Annotated in this window: 17 protein-coding genes and 3 tRNA genes; 11 read left to right on the top strand and 9 right to left on the bottom strand. The window is 61.6% G+C overall.

Going from position 1 to position 16,206, the window contains the following annotated elements:
- Positions 1-109: 109 nt before the first annotated feature.
- The 3 genes from DY201_RS16540 to DY201_RS16530 form a co-directional block, all read right to left on the bottom strand.
- Positions 110-1,648 (bottom strand): DEAD/DEAH box helicase, encoded by a 1,539-nt coding sequence (locus DY201_RS16540; protein WP_165915958.1) that lies wholly within the window; start codon positions 1,646-1,648, stop codon positions 110-112.
- Positions 1,649-1,815: 167 nt separating this feature from the next.
- Complete coding sequence (locus DY201_RS16535; RefSeq protein WP_115732128.1) at positions 1,816-2,589, bottom strand: NAD kinase; 774 nt, start codon at positions 2,587-2,589, stop codon at positions 1,816-1,818.
- 116 nt (positions 2,590-2,705) lie between these two features.
- Entirely contained in the window at positions 2,706-3,122 is a 417-nt protein-coding gene (locus DY201_RS16530; RefSeq protein ID WP_115732127.1) for a hypothetical protein, read from the bottom strand.
- A gap of 231 nt (positions 3,123-3,353) precedes the next feature.
- On the opposite strand from DY201_RS16530, the gene DY201_RS16525 reads away from it, so the two are divergent.
- The gene (locus tag DY201_RS16525; protein ID WP_115732126.1) at positions 3,354-4,091 is read left to right on the top strand and encodes a GGDEF domain-containing protein; all 738 of its coding nucleotides are present in this window, start codon (positions 3,354-3,356) and stop codon (positions 4,089-4,091) included.
- Positions 4,092-4,114: 23 nt separating this feature from the next.
- Here DY201_RS16525 and DY201_RS29075 read toward each other — a convergent pair whose 3' ends face one another.
- On the bottom strand, positions 4,115-4,282 hold the full coding sequence (locus tag DY201_RS29075) for a hypothetical protein (protein ID WP_165915959.1): 168 nt from the start codon (positions 4,280-4,282) through the stop codon (positions 4,115-4,117).
- A gap of 162 nt (positions 4,283-4,444) precedes the next feature.
- On the opposite strand from DY201_RS29075, the gene DY201_RS16520 reads away from it, so the two are divergent.
- Positions 4,445-4,520, top strand: a tRNA-Thr gene (locus DY201_RS16520).
- Positions 4,521-4,527: 7 nt separating this feature from the next.
- Here the strand turns inward: DY201_RS16520 and DY201_RS16515 are convergent.
- Positions 4,528-5,022 carry a YbaK/EbsC family protein gene (locus DY201_RS16515; RefSeq protein WP_115732125.1) on the bottom strand — a complete coding sequence of 165 codons (495 nt, stop codon included), beginning with the start codon at positions 5,020-5,022 and terminating at the stop codon, positions 4,528-4,530.
- 208 nt (positions 5,023-5,230) lie between these two features.
- Here DY201_RS16515 and DY201_RS16510 point away from each other — a divergent pair, with 208 nt between their 5' ends.
- A complete protein-coding gene (locus tag DY201_RS16510; RefSeq protein WP_115733831.1) occupies positions 5,231-5,554 on the top strand; it encodes a BA14K family protein in 324 nt (107 codons plus the stop codon).
- A gap of 55 nt (positions 5,555-5,609) precedes the next feature.
- Here the strand turns inward: DY201_RS16510 and bhcR are convergent, their stop codons facing one another.
- Entirely contained in the window at positions 5,610-6,446 is an 837-nt protein-coding gene (gene bhcR / locus DY201_RS16505) for an HTH-type transcriptional regulator BhcR (protein WP_115732124.1), read from the bottom strand.
- A 193-nt stretch (positions 6,447-6,639) separates the two neighbouring features.
- Here bhcR and gcl point away from each other — a divergent pair, with 193 nt between their 5' ends.
- The 3 genes from gcl to DY201_RS16490 are packed head-to-tail and all read left to right on the top strand — an operon-like array spanning position 6,640 to position 10,188.
- Entirely contained in the window at positions 6,640-8,421 is a 1,782-nt protein-coding gene (gene gcl, locus DY201_RS16500) for a glyoxylate carboligase (RefSeq protein ID WP_115732123.1), read from the top strand.
- A gap of 18 nt (positions 8,422-8,439) precedes the next feature.
- Entirely contained in the window at positions 8,440-9,237 is a 798-nt protein-coding gene (otnI, locus tag DY201_RS16495; protein WP_115732122.1) for a 2-oxo-tetronate isomerase, read from the top strand.
- Positions 9,238-9,270: 33 nt separating this feature from the next.
- Positions 9,271-10,188 (top strand): 2-hydroxy-3-oxopropionate reductase, encoded by a 918-nt coding sequence (locus DY201_RS16490; protein ID WP_115732121.1) that lies wholly within the window; start codon positions 9,271-9,273, stop codon positions 10,186-10,188.
- A 105-nt stretch (positions 10,189-10,293) separates the two neighbouring features.
- On the opposite strand, the gene DY201_RS16485 is transcribed toward DY201_RS16490, so the two are convergent.
- From DY201_RS16485 to DY201_RS16475, 3 genes are all read right to left on the bottom strand, one after another.
- Entirely contained in the window at positions 10,294-10,533 is a 240-nt protein-coding gene (locus DY201_RS16485; RefSeq protein ID WP_131922368.1) for a hypothetical protein, read from the bottom strand.
- 92 nt (positions 10,534-10,625) lie between these two features.
- Complete coding sequence (locus DY201_RS16480) at positions 10,626-11,048, bottom strand: hypothetical protein (protein ID WP_131922370.1); 423 nt, start codon at positions 11,046-11,048, stop codon at positions 10,626-10,628.
- A gap of 60 nt (positions 11,049-11,108) precedes the next feature.
- Positions 11,109-11,957, bottom strand: a complete 849-nt coding sequence (locus DY201_RS16475) for a TrmH family RNA methyltransferase (RefSeq protein WP_115732118.1) — start codon at positions 11,955-11,957, stop codon at positions 11,109-11,111.
- 198 nt (positions 11,958-12,155) lie between these two features.
- On the opposite strand from DY201_RS16475, the gene DY201_RS16470 reads away from it, so the two are divergent.
- From DY201_RS16470 to DY201_RS16450, 5 genes are all read left to right on the top strand, one after another.
- A tRNA-Tyr gene (locus DY201_RS16470) sits at positions 12,156-12,240 on the top strand.
- A gap of 121 nt (positions 12,241-12,361) precedes the next feature.
- Positions 12,362-12,435, top strand: a tRNA-Gly gene (locus tag DY201_RS16465).
- A 196-nt stretch (positions 12,436-12,631) separates the two neighbouring features.
- Complete coding sequence (gene tuf, locus DY201_RS16460) at positions 12,632-13,807, top strand: elongation factor Tu (protein WP_115732107.1); 1,176 nt, start codon at positions 12,632-12,634, stop codon at positions 13,805-13,807.
- A gap of 135 nt (positions 13,808-13,942) precedes the next feature.
- Complete coding sequence (locus DY201_RS16455) at positions 13,943-15,550, top strand: hypothetical protein (protein WP_131922529.1); 1,608 nt, start codon at positions 13,943-13,945, stop codon at positions 15,548-15,550.
- Positions 15,551-15,669: 119 nt separating this feature from the next.
- Complete coding sequence (locus DY201_RS16450; protein ID WP_115732116.1) at positions 15,670-16,149, top strand: group II truncated hemoglobin; 480 nt, start codon at positions 15,670-15,672, stop codon at positions 16,147-16,149.
- Positions 16,150-16,206 lie beyond the last annotated feature (57 nt).

Genomic DNA, 16,206 nt, shown 5'->3' with positions numbered 1-16,206 from the left:
AATGGTCGCGAGAAGGCCAAGCTGTCCGCTTCTGTACGAAATCAGGGAATGCTGGCGCCAAAAGAAAATGGCCCCGATCAGGGGCCATTTCGCTGGATTGTCCGATCGCTCAGACGTTTGTGGTGATGAGCATGAAGGCTGGCATGTCGTCGCCGAAGCCGACGGTGCGGTCATCGTCTTCCTCGCGCTGATGGCGGCGGTTGCCGCGGTGATCGTCGCGGCGCGGCCTGTCTTCATGTTCGCGCTGCTTGCGATCGGAATTGCCGTTTCGGATCGCATCCTTGCGTTCGCGGCGCTCGTTGATGTCGGAGACGACGTTGTCGACGGGCGCCTCGGCTGCCACGACGGCGGCGGCCTGTGTAACTGGTGCTTCTTCACGCGGCTTGCGGTCGCGTTCGCGACCTGGCTTTTCCTTGCCGGCGCGACGTGGCGCGCCACGGCCGCGGCGCGGCGCTTCGTCGTCGCCTTCGCTGGCAACGACCGTCGACAGGTCGCCGTCGTGCCATTCCACCTCCAAGCCGGTCAGTCGCTGGATAGCGTCGACATATTTGGTGTCGGACTTGGTAACAATGGTGAAAGCCTTACCCAGGCGCCCGGCTCGACCGGTGCGGCCAATGCGGTGGACATAGTCCTCTGCGTGGATTGGCACGTCGTAGTTGAAGACGTGGCTGACTTCTGGAATGTCCAGACCACGCGCTGCGACGTCAGAGGCAACAAGCAGCTTCAGCTTGCCGTCACGGAAGCCTGCAAGCATCGCCATGCGGGCGCGCTGGTCCATATCGCCGTGCAGTGCGCCGGCATCATAATCGTGCTTGACCAGCGAACGAAACAGCTCCGAAACGTCGACCTTCCGGTTGCAGAAGATGATCGCGTTCTTGATTGCATCGCCTTCGGCGTCGATCAGCTTGCGCAGCGTTTCGCGCTTGTCCCATGGCTTGGGGCCCGATTTGACGAGGCGCTGCGTGATGTTGGTGCTGGTCGACGCAGCCTTCGAAACCTCGACACGGATAGGCGCGTGCAGGAACTGCTCAGTCAGCTTTGTGATCTCCGGCGGCATCGTCGCCGAGAAGAACAGCGTCTGACGCGTGAAAGGGATCAGCTTGCAGATGCGCTCGATGTCGGGGATGAAGCCCATGTCGAGCATGCGGTCGGCTTCGTCGATGACAAGGATCTCGACGCCGGTCAGCAAAAGCTTGCCGCGCTCGAAATGGTCGAGCATGCGGCCGGGCGTGGCGATCAGGACGTCGGCACCGCGCTCGAGCTTCTTTTCCTGCTCGTCGAACGACACGCCGCCGATCAGCAGGGAAATGTTGAGCCGGTGGTTTTTGCCATATTTGACGAAGTTTTCCTCGACCTGCGCTGCGAGCTCGCGCGTCGGCTCGAGGATCAGCGTCCGCGGCATGCGTGCCCGGGCACGGCCCTTTTCAAGGCGCGTCAGCATTGGCAGCACGAAGGATGCCGTCTTGCCGGTACCCGTCTGGGCGATGCCTAGCACGTCCTTGCCCTGCAGTGCGTGCGGGATCGCACCTGCCTGGATCGGCGTGGGCTGGGTGTAGCCCGCGTCGGTGACTGCGGAAAGGACCTTCGGCGAAAGGCCGAGGTCTGCGAAGGTCAACGCTTCTGGAGCGGTCTGAGTGTCTTCGGACAAGTTTGTTGGCTGTCTTTGCTCGTTCAAGGGCGCGGCACACTGGCCACGACAGGCGCAAACCGCCTGCAATATGCCGCAACGCGATAGGCGTAAGTGCGCGATTTGTCAACTCAAACTGGCACATACGCGGCGATTGCAGCTGATTACTTCCAGCTGTGGCCTAATGGTCAGTATTTAAATTGCTCGGCCAGGATGCGTTCGCTCCAGGAATGGCCGGGGTCGAACAGCAGGGTTGCGGTGTGCGTTGCGGATTCCCGGACCTCGACTGACACCACCGACTTGACCTCGGTATGGTCGGCAACTGCGTTCACTGGCCGCTTCTGCTCTTCCAATATGTCGAATCGGACCACAGCCGTCTTGGGCAGCAACGCGCCGCGCCAGCGCCGCGGCCTGAACGGGCTGACCGGGGTCAAGGCCAGCAATGGCGCGTCGAGCGGCAGGATCGGGCCGTGAGCCGACAGATTGTAGGCTGTCGATCCGGCCGGAGTCGCAACCATGACACCGTCGCATATCAATTCGTCGAGCCTGACCTTGCCGTCGACCGAAATGCGCAGGCGAGCCGCTTGGTAGGATTGGCGCAGCAGCGATACCTCGTTGATCGCCAGCGCCTCCCTTGGCGTGCCTGTGTCGTCAATGGTCACCATTTCAAGCGGCCGGATGGTTTCGGCAACCGCAGCGGCGAGGCGCTCGGGCAGGGCGCCTTCTCGGTATTCGTTCATCAGGAATCCGACCGTGCCGCGGTTCATGCCGTAGACGCGCTTGCCGGTGCTCATCGTCTCACGAAGCGTCTGCAGAAGAAAACCGTCGCCGCCGAGCGCCACGACGATGTCGGCCTGCTCGTACGGCATCTGGCCATAGCGCTGGGAAAGCCGCTTGGCCGCGGCATCCGCCTCCACTGTTCCGGAGGATGCGAACGAAAATGTCAGCGTCTTGGCGTCCATGTGCTCCCTGCCGGCGGTCCAAACGCCAGTGCCGGCCGCCGGCAACGGGGTAGCATGAGGTTTTGCTGAAGCAAAGGGAGCGGCATGGCCAGCACGCGTTGCCCGGACAGGCTGCCTCAGCCAGCAGCTGCGCGAATGATCGTGCATATGCCGCTTCGCACGACCTCGTTGGTCGTCACTTGCCCTGGCTGGATGTTGAACACGGCATTGACCAGCGTGCCGCCACCCTGGCTTCGGGCAACAACCCGCAGTGTTTGCGGCCGCCCGCTGCCGGATGTTTCCTGGTGGGCGTCGATGGCACCGAGGTTCTTGTCGACGGTGATGCCGGAAAAGCCTTCGGCGGCGACGGCCTGCGCCAAGCGCTTCAGCGCCTCTGCCTGCTTGACCTTGGGAAACGACTGCGAGCTCTTGTAAGATACCGCCGTGACCAGCGGAATGCCGCTGACCTTGAAGTTTTTCTCGCAGGTCTGCGCCTCGGCGAGCGAAATGCCTGTCAGGGTGAAGATGGACGCCAGCAAGGTGTGTTTTAGCATTTGCTACTCCAGGGCAGCGTGTTTTCTGTTCGGGCACATAATCGGATGTCGGGGTTGCTGAGGTCAAGTAGGCGGCTCGATGGGTGATAGCCGGTGATTAGGCTGTATTACATTAGAGAATGCTTGCAATCGCGTGTGACGACGGCATGACAACTCAGTTCGGAAACATTAAGCTTCAAACACTATGCATCCTTTGCAAGAGCCGGATCGGAATGAGCAAGGGGCGTCGCTGTGTGGAAGATCGCGTTCAAGGCAAGCCTGGTCACCATCGCCATTATCCTCGTGACCCAGGTCGTTTCGTTTTCGATCCGTCATTCGGCCGGCCAGTCTTTCACGGCATTCGTCTTCGCGATGAACTCCATCCTGCCGGTAATGACTGCGTTTCCTGCGGCCTTCCTGATCTTCTGGCAGAACGAAAAACTCAGCCGTGCGCTTGCCGAGCTGTCGGAAGCCCACATCAAGCTGAAGGCAAGAGCGACTCACGACCACATGACCGGGCTGCTGAACCGCGAGGCATTTTTCGAGAAATCGAAGCAAGCCAGGCGAAAATGCGATTCCGGCGCCCTGCTTGTGATCGACGCCGACAACTTCAAGAGCATCAATGACACCTTTGGCCACCTTGTCGGCGACGAGGCGCTCAAGCTGATCTCTAAGGCCTTGCGTGCGGCGATCCGCGAAAACGATCTGGTCGGGCGTGTCGGCGGCGAGGAGTTTTGCGTCTTCCTGCCAACCACAAATCAGGATGAGGCGGCTGCTATCGCCGAGCGCATCCGCGTCGAGGTCGAACGGCTTGCATTCTATCCGGTGGAAGGCCGTCCGCATCGCCTCACGGTCAGCATCGGTGCGGTGGCGTCAGCCGGACAGCCGACATCGCAACTCATGCGCCTTGCCGACCGCTGCCTCTATGAAGCCAAGGAGCAGGGGCGCAATCGCGTGGTGTTTGCAAGGTCCGCGATACCGGCCGTCTGACGCCGTCTTGCGGCTGCCAGCCGTCAGCCGATACCGGTGACGTAGTGCAGGTAGATGGCGAGAACGATGAAGCCGATGATCGTGGCGATGCCGGTCCAGTCGACCCGCGCCTCTTTCATCTGCCGGAAAAGCTTGAGCAACAACAGCCACGCGACGATCACCACCACGGCAATAATCACGAACCTGATCATCCATCACCTCCAGCGCGGGCGTTCAAGCTAGCCTGCGATCTGGATATAGTGGGCAGATGGCTTGAGTTTTAGGGCACTGGGGCTATGCGCATCTGGGGATGCCGTGAAGCTCGCCCGAAATTGTCTTTACTGCGCCGCAAAATATGCTAACCGGAGCAAATTGCCCTTGTAGCTCAGCTGGTAGAGCAGCGGTTTTGTAAACCGAAGGTCGCGGGTTCGATTCCTGCCGGGGGCACCAGCCCTTCCTATTCAGCCGCTTCCGCATCGGTCTTGCCAACGGCGTCCTGGCATATGTCGCACCATTCCGCGCCGACGATAGCCGCCATCCGTTCAACCCCGATTCGCACTGCGGCGTTTGTGGCGCCTGCCGCTGGCACGACTTCGTCATAGGCGCGCAGCGAGACGTCGCAATAGACCATGAGAGGTGTTGCCAGGCCGAAGGGGCAGACGCCGCCGACCGGATGGCCAGTGAGTTCCGCTACCTGCTCGACGTCGAGCATGCGTGGCTTGGCGCCGAAGGCATCGCGGCATTTGCGATTGTCGATGCGGGCATCGCCACGCGCGACAACCAGGATCACCCGCTCGCCGACACGCATACAGATGGTCTTGGCGATCTGCGCTGGCTCGACGCCATGCGCCTCGGCAGCAAGTGCCACCGTCGCCGAGCTTGTCTGTGTCTCGATGACCTCGATGTCGGGGGCGTGTTCGGCGAAGAAGGCTTTGACTGACTGCAGGCTCATGATCGTTCCAGCGATGGTCATTGCGGATGAGGCTCGTGACTTCAGCCGTTGTCGCGCCGCTGTCAAGCAAGGGCGATGGCGCATGTGGATTGTTGTCTCGACCAACAACGAAAAAAGACGTCAGAGCACATGAACCTTTTGGATGCTGGCCGCGACTGACTGGCATGAGGCGGATGAACGCCTCCCAGATCAACCGAAGGAGAGCACCATGTCTTTCAAGAGCAAGATGATTTCGGGACTTATCGCTGCCACCGTCGTCGCGACCGGCCTCATGGGGACCGTTCAGCAGTCGTCCGCCGGCGGCCTGACAAGAGCTGAAGCGGCAGCGCTTGCCGGTGCCGGCGGCTTCATCGCCGGTGCGATCATCGCCGGCGGCCATCGCCCGGCGCCTGCGCCATATTATGACGCCTACTATCCGGTCGACCCCTATGACAGCCACGTCCAGCGCTGCTTCGCACGCTACCGCAGCTATGATCCACGCACCGACACATATGTCGGTTATGACGGTCGCCTGCGTTACTGCCGCCTGTAGTCGAGACCCGAGCGACAATGTGGGAGAGGGGGCAACTCTTCTCCCATATGCCGTTTCAGAGGTCCGGCACCGTGCCTTCGGGGGAGCCCCCGATCATCCTTGTCAGTTCTGCTGCGGCGTCGCGGACGATCGGGCCGATTTCGCCGAGACGTTCCGATGTCACGCGCACTGTCGGTCCGGAAACCGAAACGCCGCCAATGGGTTCGCCGAACTCGTTGAATACGGCGGCGGCGATGCAGCGCATGCCGGGGTAACGCTCTTCGTCGTCGACCGACCAGCCGCGGATGCGGATCTGCTCGAGATCGCGGGCAAGCAACGCCGGTTCCGACAGCGTCCTTTCCGTATAGGCGTCGAGCCCGGCCTTGCGGACGATGGCGTTGACCCGCTCGCGGTCGAGATGGGCAAGCACTGCCTTGCCGATGCCGGATGCATGGAACGGGCTGCGCGTGCCCGGCCGGAAGAAGGCGCGGATTGCCTGATGTGTCTCGACCTGGCTGACGAAGACCACGCAATCGTCTTCGGCGACGCCGAGATTGGCGGTCTCGCCGGTCTTTTCCATCAGTTCCTGCATAACAGTCCGTGCGCGGTCGACGAGCTTGCGTCGGCGCAGGAATGCTGCCCCCATGCGATAGGTCTCGACCCCGATAGACCAGAGCTGGCCGTCGCTTTCGAACTCGACCATGCCGTGGTTCTGCAAGGTGGTCAGCATGCGATAGGCAGTCGCCGCCGCCAGATCGGAGGCCGCGGAAATTTCGCTCAGCGACAACCCGTCACCGTGCGCGACGATGGCAAGGATGCGCAGTGCCCGGTCGAGTGACTGCACCGATCCGGCATCCGGTGCCGGCTGGAATGCACGGGGCCGTCCACGCTGTCGTTTTTCCATCGCTGCCATGTCGTCGCTCCCATTACCTTTAAAAAACTTTTTCATCCAAAATCAAAAGCGATGCAACGAAAAATGAAAAGCGACATAAAATCAGATGATAAGCGTGCATTCATGTGAATGAAAAAATATTTTGAAAAAATTGCAAAATGCGCCCTCCGATGACACCATCAGCCAACATCAGTTTCCAGTTGGAGGTAAGACCATGGCCAGGATGCGCGCTGTCGATGCAGCGGTCCTCGTTCTTGAGAAGGAAGGCATCTCCTGTGCCTTCGGTGTGCCGGGTGCGGCCATCAACCCATTCTATTCGGCGCTGAAGGCGCGCGGTACCGTCCGTCACGTGCTTGCCCGTCACGTCGAAGGCGCATCGCACATGGCCGAAGGCTATACCCGCGCCAAGGCCGGCAATATCGGTCTGTGCATCGGCACGTCGGGTCCTGCCGGCACCGACATGATCACCGGCCTGTATTCGGCATCCGCCGACTCGATCCCGATCCTCTGCATCACCGGTCAGGCGCCGCGCGCCCGGCTGAACAAGGAAGATTTCCAGGCCGTCGACATCGCCGCGATCGCTGCGCCGGTCACCAAGTGGGCCGTCACCGTCATGGAACCTTACCTGGTTCCGATGACGCTGCAGAAGGCGTTCCATTTGATGCGCTCGGGGCGTCCGGGTCCTGTCCTGGTCGACCTGCCTGTCGACGTCCAACTCGCCGAGATCGAATTCGACATCGACGCTTATGAGCCGCTCGCGGTCCACAAGCCGGCGATGACGCGGGCCCAGGCCGAGAAGGCGCTGGCGATGCTGAACGAGGCGGAGAGGCCGCTGATCGTTGCCGGCGGCGGCGTCATCAATGCCGATGCCTCGGACCTGCTCATCGAGTTCGCCGAAATCACCGGCGTTCCGGTCGTTCCCACCCTGATGGGCTGGGGTTCGATCCCCGACGACCATCGCCTGATGGCCGGCATGTGCGGCCTGCAGACGTCGCACCGCTACGGCAATGCGACAATGCTGGCCTCGGACTTCGTTCTTGGTGTCGGCAACCGCTGGGCCAACCGCCATACCGGATCGGTCGACAAGTACACTGAAGGCCGCAAGTTCATCCACATCGACATCGAGCCGACCCAGATTGGTCGCGTCTTTGCACCTGATCTCGGCGTGACCTCGGATGCTGGTGCTGCCTTGAAGATCCTTCTCGACGTCGCCACCGAGTGGAAGACGGCGGGCAAGCTGCGCGACTGGTCCGGCTGGGCCAAGGAATGCCAGGGCCGCAAGAAGACGATGAAGCGCAAGACGCATTTCGAGCAGGTGCCGCTCAAGCCGCAGCGCGTCTATGAGGAGATGAACAGGGCGTTTGGCCGCGACACCACCTATGTCACCACTATCGGCCTGTCGCAGATCGCCGGCGCGCAGTTCTTGCACGTCTACAAGCCGCGCAACTGGATCAATTGCGGCCAGGCCGGCCCGCTCGGCTGGACGCTACCGGCAGCGCTCGGCGTTCGCGCCGCCGATCCGGACCGCGACATCGTTGCCCTGTCGGGCGACTATGACTTCCAGTTCATGATCGAGGAACTGGCTGTCGGCGCGCAGCACAAGCTGCCCTACATCCACGTCGTCGTGAACAACGCCTATCTCGGCCTGATCCGCCAGGCGCAGCGCGGCTTCCAGATGGACTTCGAGGTCAGCCTGTCGTTCGAAAACATCAACCGTTCCGGCGACCCGGAAGCAGGTTATGGTGTCGACCATGTAGCGGTTGCCGAGGCCATGGGCTGCAAGGCGGTCCGCGTGCGCAAGCCGGAGGAGTTCGCCGCTGCCTTCAAGCAGGCCAAGCAGCTCATGAAGGAGCATCAGGTGCCCGTCGTTCTCGAGTTCATCCTCGAGCGTGTCACCAACATCTCCATGGGCGTTGAGATCGACAATGTCGTCGAGTTCGAAGAGCTTGCCGAGAGCAACGAAGACGCACCGACTGCAATCATGCTGCTCGACTGATATTTCGAGGAAACAACAATGCCCAAGTTTTCAGCCAACCTGTCGATGCTCTTTGGCGAGCATGACTTTCTCGACCGCTTCGATGCCGCAGCACGTGCCGGCTTCAAGGGTGTCGAGTACATCGCGCCCTACGATCACGCGCCTGACGTTGTTGCGGCGCGCCTCAAGAAGAACGGCCTGACCCAGGCGCTGTTCAACCTGCCGCCCGGCGACTGGGCGGCAGGCGAGCGCGGCATCGCCGTGCTGCCGGACCGTATCCACGAGTTCCGCCAAGGCGTTGCCAAGGCAATCACCTATGCGCATGCGGTCGGCTGCGAACAGGTGAACTGCCTGGCCGGCATAGCACCCGCCGGCAACGCCCGCGACGTGCTGGAAAACGTGTTCGTCGAAAACCTCGCCTTCGCGGCCGAGAAGTTGAAGACGGCCGGCATTCGCCTGCTGATCGAGCCGATCAACACCAGGGACATTCCCGGTTTCTTCCTCAACAACACCAAGCAGGCGCTCGCCATCATCCACAGGGTCGGGTCGGACAATCTCTTCCTGCAATACGACATCTATCACATGCAGATCATGGAGGGCGATCTCGCCCGCACCATCGAGGCCAATCTTGCCCGTATCGCGCATGTGCAACTGGCTGATAACCCCGGCCGTCACGAGCCGGGCACGGGCGAGATCAACTACCCGTTCCTCTACGAACACCTCGACCGCATTGGCTACGACGGTTGGGTCGGTGCCGAATATAAGCCCAAGGCCGGAACGGTCGAAGGCTTGGGCTGGTTCGCTGGATTTGCCGACAAGGGCAGCGCCGCTGCCTGAGCACGCGGCCACTGGAATTAAAGGAATACGAACATGGAAAAGATTGGATTTGTCGGCCTGGGCATCATGGGCGCGCCAATGGCGGGCCATCTGCTCGATGCCGGCTATGAGGTCACCGCCAGCGATCATCGCGGCGCGCTGCCGGCTGACCTGGTTGGCAAGGGGCTGAAGTCGGTCACCGGGCACCAGGCCTTGGCCAGGGCTTGTGACATCATTATCCTGATGGTGCCTGATACGCCGCAGGTTGCCGACGTTCTGTTTGGTGAAAATGGTGTATCTTCAGGCCTTTCCAAGGGCAAGCTCGTGATCGACATGAGCTCGATCTCGCCGATCGAGACCAAGGAATTCGCCAAGAAGATCAATGCGCAAGGTTGCGACTATCTCGACGCACCGGTCTCGGGCGGCGAGGTCGGCGCCAAGGCTGCGTCGCTGACGATCATGGTCGGCGGCGAGGACAAGCCGTTCGACCGTGCCCGTCCGGTGTTCGAGAAGATGGGCAAGAATATCACGCTTGTCGGCCCCAACGGCGTCGGCCAGACCACCAAGGTCGCCAACCAGATCGTCGTCGCCCTTACGATCGAGGCGGTGGCCGAAGCGCTGGTGTTCGCCTCCAAGGCGGGTGCTGATCCGGCCAAGGTTCGTCAGGCGCTGATGGGCGGCCTGGCCGCCTCGCGCATTCTTGAGGTTCACGGCGATCGAATGGTCAAGCGTACCTTTGCGCCGGGTTTCCGCATCGAGCTCCACCAGAAGGATCTCAACCTGGCGCTTCAGGGCGCCAAGGCGCTCGGCGTGTCTTTGCCCAACACCTCGATGACACAGGAGCTGTTCAACTCCTGTGCGGCCAATGGAGGGGCCAAGGAAGACCATTCGGCGCTGGTGCGGGCGCTCGAGCGCATGGCCAATTTCGAAGTCGGCTCGGAAGCAGCCGACACCAAAGGCAAGGCGGCATAGGTGGGGAAGCCACGGCGCAACGTTCCCTCGCCGTGATCGTCCCAGCACTGTCGAGGACCGGGCTCCAGCGGTGACGCTGGTGCCCGTTCCGCGTTTCCGAAGGCTTCACCTGCTTCCGAGAACCCACCATGTCGCGCCGGCGTCGCTTGAAACGACGATGGCGCTGGTGCCGGTGGCAGCGACCATCCGGTTGGGCGCCTGCGCGTCCAATGCCAGGTGAAGGACGTAGCCGGCAGCGTCAGGACCTTCGCCCACTGCATTGAAGTCCGGCGTCGCCTCGGTGGGGCGCAACAGTCCACGCTCCGGTACAAATGCGTAGATCGTGCTATCGGAGGCCAATTCCATTGTCGTGACCGGCTGGCCGGCCAGGAGGGGCTGTTGCCAGCTCCCGGCGCCATCGCGGCTCACCATCAACCCGTCTTCGGTCGCCGCGCAGATCATAGGGGGGGGGCGGGCGAGACCGCCAGATCGATCATTCCCGAATCGTCCGACTTGATGAAGCCGAGATCCTTTGGATGGCCGCTGGCGAACAGGATCTTGGCGTCGGTCGGGTGCGGCGTGAAGCACATGAAATCGTCCTGGCTCTCCGAGGTCGGCGTCACCGAGCCATCAGGCGCCGCCTTCATCGGGCCGTGATGGGTGGCAATCAGCGCGCTTGACCCATCGGCGCGGTCGAAGGCGAGGCCATGGATATGCGTCTTGCCGGCCAGATCAGTGACGCTTACACCTTGCGCTACTGCGGGCAGGGCGGTGCCCAGCGCGAGAAAGGCTGACAGAAGGCGAAAATCTGGGTGCGGCAGGCCATGGCGAAACTCCGTTGCGCCATGGAAATTACGGCTTCCGTCAGGTGGGAAGGTCAAGGGGCGGACCGCAAATCGCAGCAGCTGCAATTGAAGGCCGTTACGGTCACCCAAACATTGTCAGCGTAGGAACTTCCTTGCCGCATAAAGCGACACGGCCGCTGCGTTCGAAACGTTGAGCGAGTGGATGACACCCGGCATGTCGAGGCGGGCAAGTGCCGTCACGGTTTCGCGCGTCTTCTGGCGCAGGCCCTTGCCCTCGGCGCCGAGCACCAAAGCGACCCTGTCGCCGGCAAACGTGTTTTCGAGTTCCGCCGGGCCTTCCGAATCAAGCCCGATTGTCTGGAAGCCGGCCTCGTGCAGCACGCCGAGCGCGTCGGCGAGATTGCGCACCTCGATCATGTCGATGTGCTCGAGCGCACCGGATGCCGATTTGGCCAGCACACCACTTTCGTGCGGACTGTGGCGCTGCGTGGTGATCAGCGCGCCGGCGCCGAAAGCCACGGCAGAGCGGATGATCGCTCCGACATTGTGCGGGTCGGTCACCTGGTCGAGCACGATAATCAACGGCGAATCGCCAAGCGCCGACAGTGCCTTGGCCTTCAGCGGCTCGGCCTCGATCAGGACGCCCTGGTGGACTGCGTCGGTGCCGGTGATCTTGTCGATGTCCTTCGGCTCGACCAGTTCCGTGGCGAAGGGCAGGGCACTGACGTGGGCAATCTCCAGCCGCTCGGCTGCGTTGCGCGTCACCAGCATGCGGCTGATCTTGCGGCGTGGATTGTCGAGTGCCGCGCGCACCGTGTGCAGGCCATAAAGCCGCACCAGGCCCTCAGGAGCGTTGTCGCCCGGAGGCAGCGGACGCTTGGGCCTGAAGGCGGGTGCCCCGCTGCTTTTCTGGTCGCGGAAGGTGCGACGCAGCTTGGCGTAGTGGCTGTCTTTGGGCGTTCCGGGCTTTTTCGTATCATTCATGCGCCTGCTATAGCCGCCACGCCTGGCTTTGGATACGGCCCGTTAGTCGGCGCTTTGAATAATCCGCATGAAAACGCACCATGTCCGGTTGACAGGCCAAAACCTTGTCGCCATAAGCCCACCCAGATTTCGGGGCAGGGCGCTTCGCCACGAACCGGGATCGGAAATGCCTCGTAGCATGGCTCCGGCAAAGCAGTTGGAGGAGTGCCCGAGTGGTTAAAGGGGACGGACTGTAAATCCGTTAGCTCAGCTTACGTTGGTTCGAATCCAACCTCCTCCACCACTGCCGGCCGGGAAGCCATAAATGCGGACTTCGAAAGGTGATATCATCTTTGCGAGGACAGCGCGGCAAGGTAAATACCAGGGCGTGCTTCGCTCCTGAACAGGCGCGTGGCGCTCAGGGCGCGGGTATAGCTCAATGGTAGAGCAGCAGCCTTCCAAGCTGAATACGCGGGTTCGATTCCCGCTACCCGCTCCAAGGCTTTTCTCCGCGGCAAGAAGCCTTTTATTTGCATCCCTTTGCCCCCATATGTGCGTCCTGCACTGAAAGAGCAGCACTGCTTTTGGCCTCGACTTGGTCGTTTGGGCAAAAGGCGCTTGTCTTTTTCGGCCTTTATCGGTAATCGCCCCGCATCCGACCGGAACCAAGGTCCCGATGCTCAAGGAAAGAGACAATGGCAAAAGGTAAATTCGAGCGTAATAAGCCTCATGTGAACATCGGCACGATTGGTCACGTTGACCACGGCAAGACGTCGCTGACGGCGGCGATCACGAAGTATTTCGGCGAGTTCAAGGCCTACGACCAGATCGACGCAGCGCCTGAAGAGAAGGCCCGCGGCATCACCATTTCGACGGCGCACGTCGAATATGAGACGCCTGCTCGTCACTACGCCCACGTCGACTGCCCCGGCCACGCCGACTACGTCAAGAACATGATCACCGGTGCTGCCCAGATGGACGGCGCGATCCTGGTCGTGTCGGCTGCTGACGGCCCGATGCCGCAGACCCGCGAGCACATTCTGCTCGCCCGTCAGGTTGGCGTTCCGGCCCTGGTGGTGTTCCTGAACAAGGTCGACCTGGTCGACGACGCCGAGCTGCTCGAACTGGTCGAGCTCGAAGTTCGCGAGCTGCTGTCGAAGTACGAGTATCCGGGCGACGACATTCCGATGATCAAGGGTTCGGCTGTTGCTGCGCTCAACGATTCGGACAAGAAGATCGGCGAAGACGCGATCCGCGAGCTGATGGCTGCCGTCGACGCCTACATCCCGACGCCTGAGCGTCCGATCGACCGTCCGTTCCTGATGCCGATCGAAGACGTGTTCTCGATCTCGGGTCGCGGCACTGTGGTCACCGGTCGCGTCGAGCGCGGCATCGTCAAGGTTGGCGAAGAAGTCGAGATCGTCGGCATCAAGGCAACCTCGAAGACGACGGTTACCGGCGTTGAAATGTTCCGCAAGCTGCTCGATCAGGGCCAGGCTGGCGACAACATCGGCGCGCTGATCCGCGGCGTTGGCCGTGAAGACGTCGAGCGCGGCCAGGTGCTGTGCAAGCCGGGTTCGGTGAAGCCGCACAAGAAGTTCGTGGCTGAAGCCTACATCCTGACCAAGGAAGAGGGTGGCCGTCACACGCCGTTCTTCACCAACTACCGTCCGCAGTTCTACTTCCGCACGACCGACGTGACCGGCATCGTGTCGCTGCCGGAAGGCACCGAGATGGTCATGCCCGGCGACAACATCACCGTCGACGTCGAGCTGATCGTGCCGATCGCCATGGAAGAGAAGCTCCGCTTCGCTATCCGTGAAGGTGGCCGTACCGTCGGCGCCGGCATCGTCGCTTCGATCAAAGAATAATCGACGTCCTTTCGTCGAATGCATCAAGGGCGGCCTTCGGGCCGCCCTTTTTGTTTGAGCAGCATTGCACGTCGCCGATCCCGCACTACTATCTCCGCAAAAGGGGCGGTTGGGGGATCTGCCATGGGGGAGGCAATGCGCGCGCTGTGGCGAGGAGTTCTCCTGCCACTTGTCATCGCTACCGCATTTGCTCTTTTGCTGCCTTGGTCGGCCGAAGCAACCAAGAGCAAGCCGCCGGAGAATGATGGACCGCCGATGCGGTTTGTCGTCGTGCGCAGCACTTCGCCGGGCTGTGAACCCTTGTGCCCGGAATGGACTTCGGCCGAGGGCGCGATCACCCAGTCGACGCCCGCCGCCTTAAAGAAGTTTCTCAAGAAGCTCGGCGACAAGCGGCTGCCTGTCATCGTGACCTCGCCAGGCGGCCGGGTTGAAGCAGCCTTGGAATTGGGCCGCATCCTGCGTGCCCGAAAACTCGACATCGGCGTCGGGCTGACGCGCTTTGTCGAATGCGCCCCTGAGCAGAAGGGTTGCCAGCTCGATCCGGCCAGAAAAGGTATCTATCGGGGGGCGCTGTACTCGGCTGGAGCCTATTGTGCTTCCGCCTGCTCGATGATGTTCGCCGGCGGCGTGCGCAGGCACGTCGGGCAATGGGCCTATATGGGAGTCCATCAGGTGACGTCTTACGTGACGCAGCAGAAGATCACCTATCGCGAGACCTATCGGGTCGTCAAAGGCAAGAGAAAGACCCTCAGTCGCAAGGTCGTCCGGCGCAAGACGGTGGGTAGCTACACCACCACCAAGATGGGAAAGGCGTTCAACGCCAGGATGGTGGCCTATCTCAAGGAGATGGGGGTCAAGCAGACAATGTACGATGTCGGGCAAAGCACGCCCGCCGCCGAGATGCGCCAACTGACACCCGTCGAGATGCTCAATATGAACCTGATAACCAGCCTGGATGCGACCGACGTGCTGGTCAGCATCGAGGTCTGCAAGAGCGCCACTCCTGCCGGCAATTGCTCCCTGGCGCCTGAAATCAAGCCGCAGCCGGGCTCATATCCCAAGCATGTCGTGCCCGAAGATGGCGGCATGTGGTTCGTGGTCGTTCGCTCCAGCGAAGCTGGTTGCGAACCGAATTGTCCCGAATGGATTTCGGCTGAAGGCGACATTGATGCAAAAGCGCTGTCGCGGCTTGAGGTGACGCTCAAGGCGCTGGGCGGGCGAAAGCTTCCCTTGGTGGTGTCCTCCAGAGGCGGTGACGTCGAGACGGCGATGGCAATGGGCAGGATGATCCGTAAGGCGCGTTTGGACGTTGCTGTTGGGGGCACGATATTTGGCGGCTGCCAGCCGCGCGATGAGGGCTGCAAGGCTCCAGGCAAGTCGCCGTTATTCGGCAATGCAGTTTCTTACGAAGGGCTGTGCTTGAACGATTGCACCCTTCTGCTGGCGGCGGGTAAGACGAGGCTGGTTGGCTATGGTGCTCGATTTGGCTGGTATCTGAGAGCCAAGCCGCCCGCATCCGTACTTGCGGCGTATCTTGACGAAATGGGGGTGCAAGCTCATTCGTTCGACGACGCCGCCCCCATCAAGGTCGTCTATACCGATCAGACAAGGCTCAAGGCGGCTGGCCTTCTGACCCGGAATGGTTCGGTGGATCTGCTGATAGATGGCGGTGTTTGCCGGCTGATCCCCATTCCCGCCAATTGCAGGCTTGCCATTCAAGGTGAGTTTGCGCGGAAACAGTAAGGCGTTCCCGCGCCCAACCGCCGTTTCATCGCCAGCACCAGGCCAAGGCTTGGCAATTGCAGGCTTCCATGCCGCGGTCGCTCTCCCCATATGCCATTCAACGCGAATGGAGGAAGACGATGCAAAAAGACGTGCCGACATTGTTCGACTGGGCTGGCGGAGCTGCGGCGCTCAATCGGCTGACGGAGGTGTTTTACGACAAGGTTCTCGCGGATCCGCTGCTCGAGCCGGTATTCCGCAACATGTCCGCCGATCATCCCGCACATGTCGCTGCATTCATTGGCGAAGTGTTCGGCGGGCCGAAGGACTACAGCGAGGCCCATGGCGGCCATCCCGCGATGATCAGTCACCACCTCAACCGGCACCTGAGCGAAGCGCAGCGCCGGCAGTGGATCGCGCTGTTGCTCGATGCCGCCGACGAGGTGGGGCTGCCCGACGATCCTGAGTTTCGCTCGGCATTGGTCGCTTATCTCGAATGGGGCACGCGGCTGGCCAAGCTGAATTCACAGGACGGTGCCGCGCCCGCGCTGCACGAGCCGATGCCTCGCTGGGGCTGGGGTGTTCCGGGCGGGCCTTACGTGCCATCAACCAAGTCTTGATCTGAAGTCTGGGCCTGCCCAGGCCATGCCCCACCCCCAAAAACCGCCGCAATCTCG

Source organism: Aminobacter aminovorans, assembly GCF_900445235.1.
Classification (GTDB): domain Bacteria; phylum Pseudomonadota; class Alphaproteobacteria; order Rhizobiales; family Rhizobiaceae; genus Aminobacter; species Aminobacter aminovorans.
Note: the sequence above shows the minus strand (reverse complement) of the source record. Positions and strands in the feature narration are given on the sequence as shown.

Coding starts and splice junctions, on each gene's coding strand:
- gcl (WP_115732123.1), top strand. CDS start 6,640: ATGGCCAGGATGCGCGCTGTCGATGCAGCGGTCCTCGTTCTTGAGAAG.
- DY201_RS16490 (WP_115732121.1), top strand. CDS start 9,271: ATGGAAAAGATTGGATTTGTCGGCCTGGGCATCATGGGCGCGCCAATG.
- DY201_RS16535 (WP_115732128.1), bottom strand. CDS start 2,589: ATGGACGCCAAGACGCTGACATTTTCGTTCGCATCCTCCGGAACAGTG.
- DY201_RS29075 (WP_165915959.1), bottom strand. CDS start 4,282: ATGATCAGGTTCGTGATTATTGCCGTGGTGGTGATCGTCGCGTGGCTG.
- DY201_RS16515 (WP_115732125.1), bottom strand. CDS start 5,022: ATGAGCCTGCAGTCAGTCAAAGCCTTCTTCGCCGAACACGCCCCCGAC.
- DY201_RS16475 (WP_115732118.1), bottom strand. CDS start 11,957: ATGAATGATACGAAAAAGCCCGGAACGCCCAAAGACAGCCACTACGCC.
- DY201_RS16510 (WP_115733831.1), top strand. CDS start 5,231: ATGTCTTTCAAGAGCAAGATGATTTCGGGACTTATCGCTGCCACCGTC.
- DY201_RS16450 (WP_115732116.1), top strand. CDS start 15,670: ATGCAAAAAGACGTGCCGACATTGTTCGACTGGGCTGGCGGAGCTGCG.
- DY201_RS16455 (WP_131922529.1), top strand. CDS start 13,943: ATGCGCGCGCTGTGGCGAGGAGTTCTCCTGCCACTTGTCATCGCTACC.
- DY201_RS16530 (WP_115732127.1), bottom strand. CDS start 3,122: ATGCTAAAACACACCTTGCTGGCGTCCATCTTCACCCTGACAGGCATT.
- tuf (WP_115732107.1), top strand. CDS start 12,632: ATGGCAAAAGGTAAATTCGAGCGTAATAAGCCTCATGTGAACATCGGC.
- otnI (WP_115732122.1), top strand. CDS start 8,440: ATGCCCAAGTTTTCAGCCAACCTGTCGATGCTCTTTGGCGAGCATGAC.
- bhcR (WP_115732124.1), bottom strand. CDS start 6,446: ATGGCAGCGATGGAAAAACGACAGCGTGGACGGCCCCGTGCATTCCAG.
- DY201_RS16485 (WP_131922368.1), bottom strand. CDS start 10,533: ATGGAATTGGCCTCCGATAGCACGATCTACGCATTTGTACCGGAGCGT.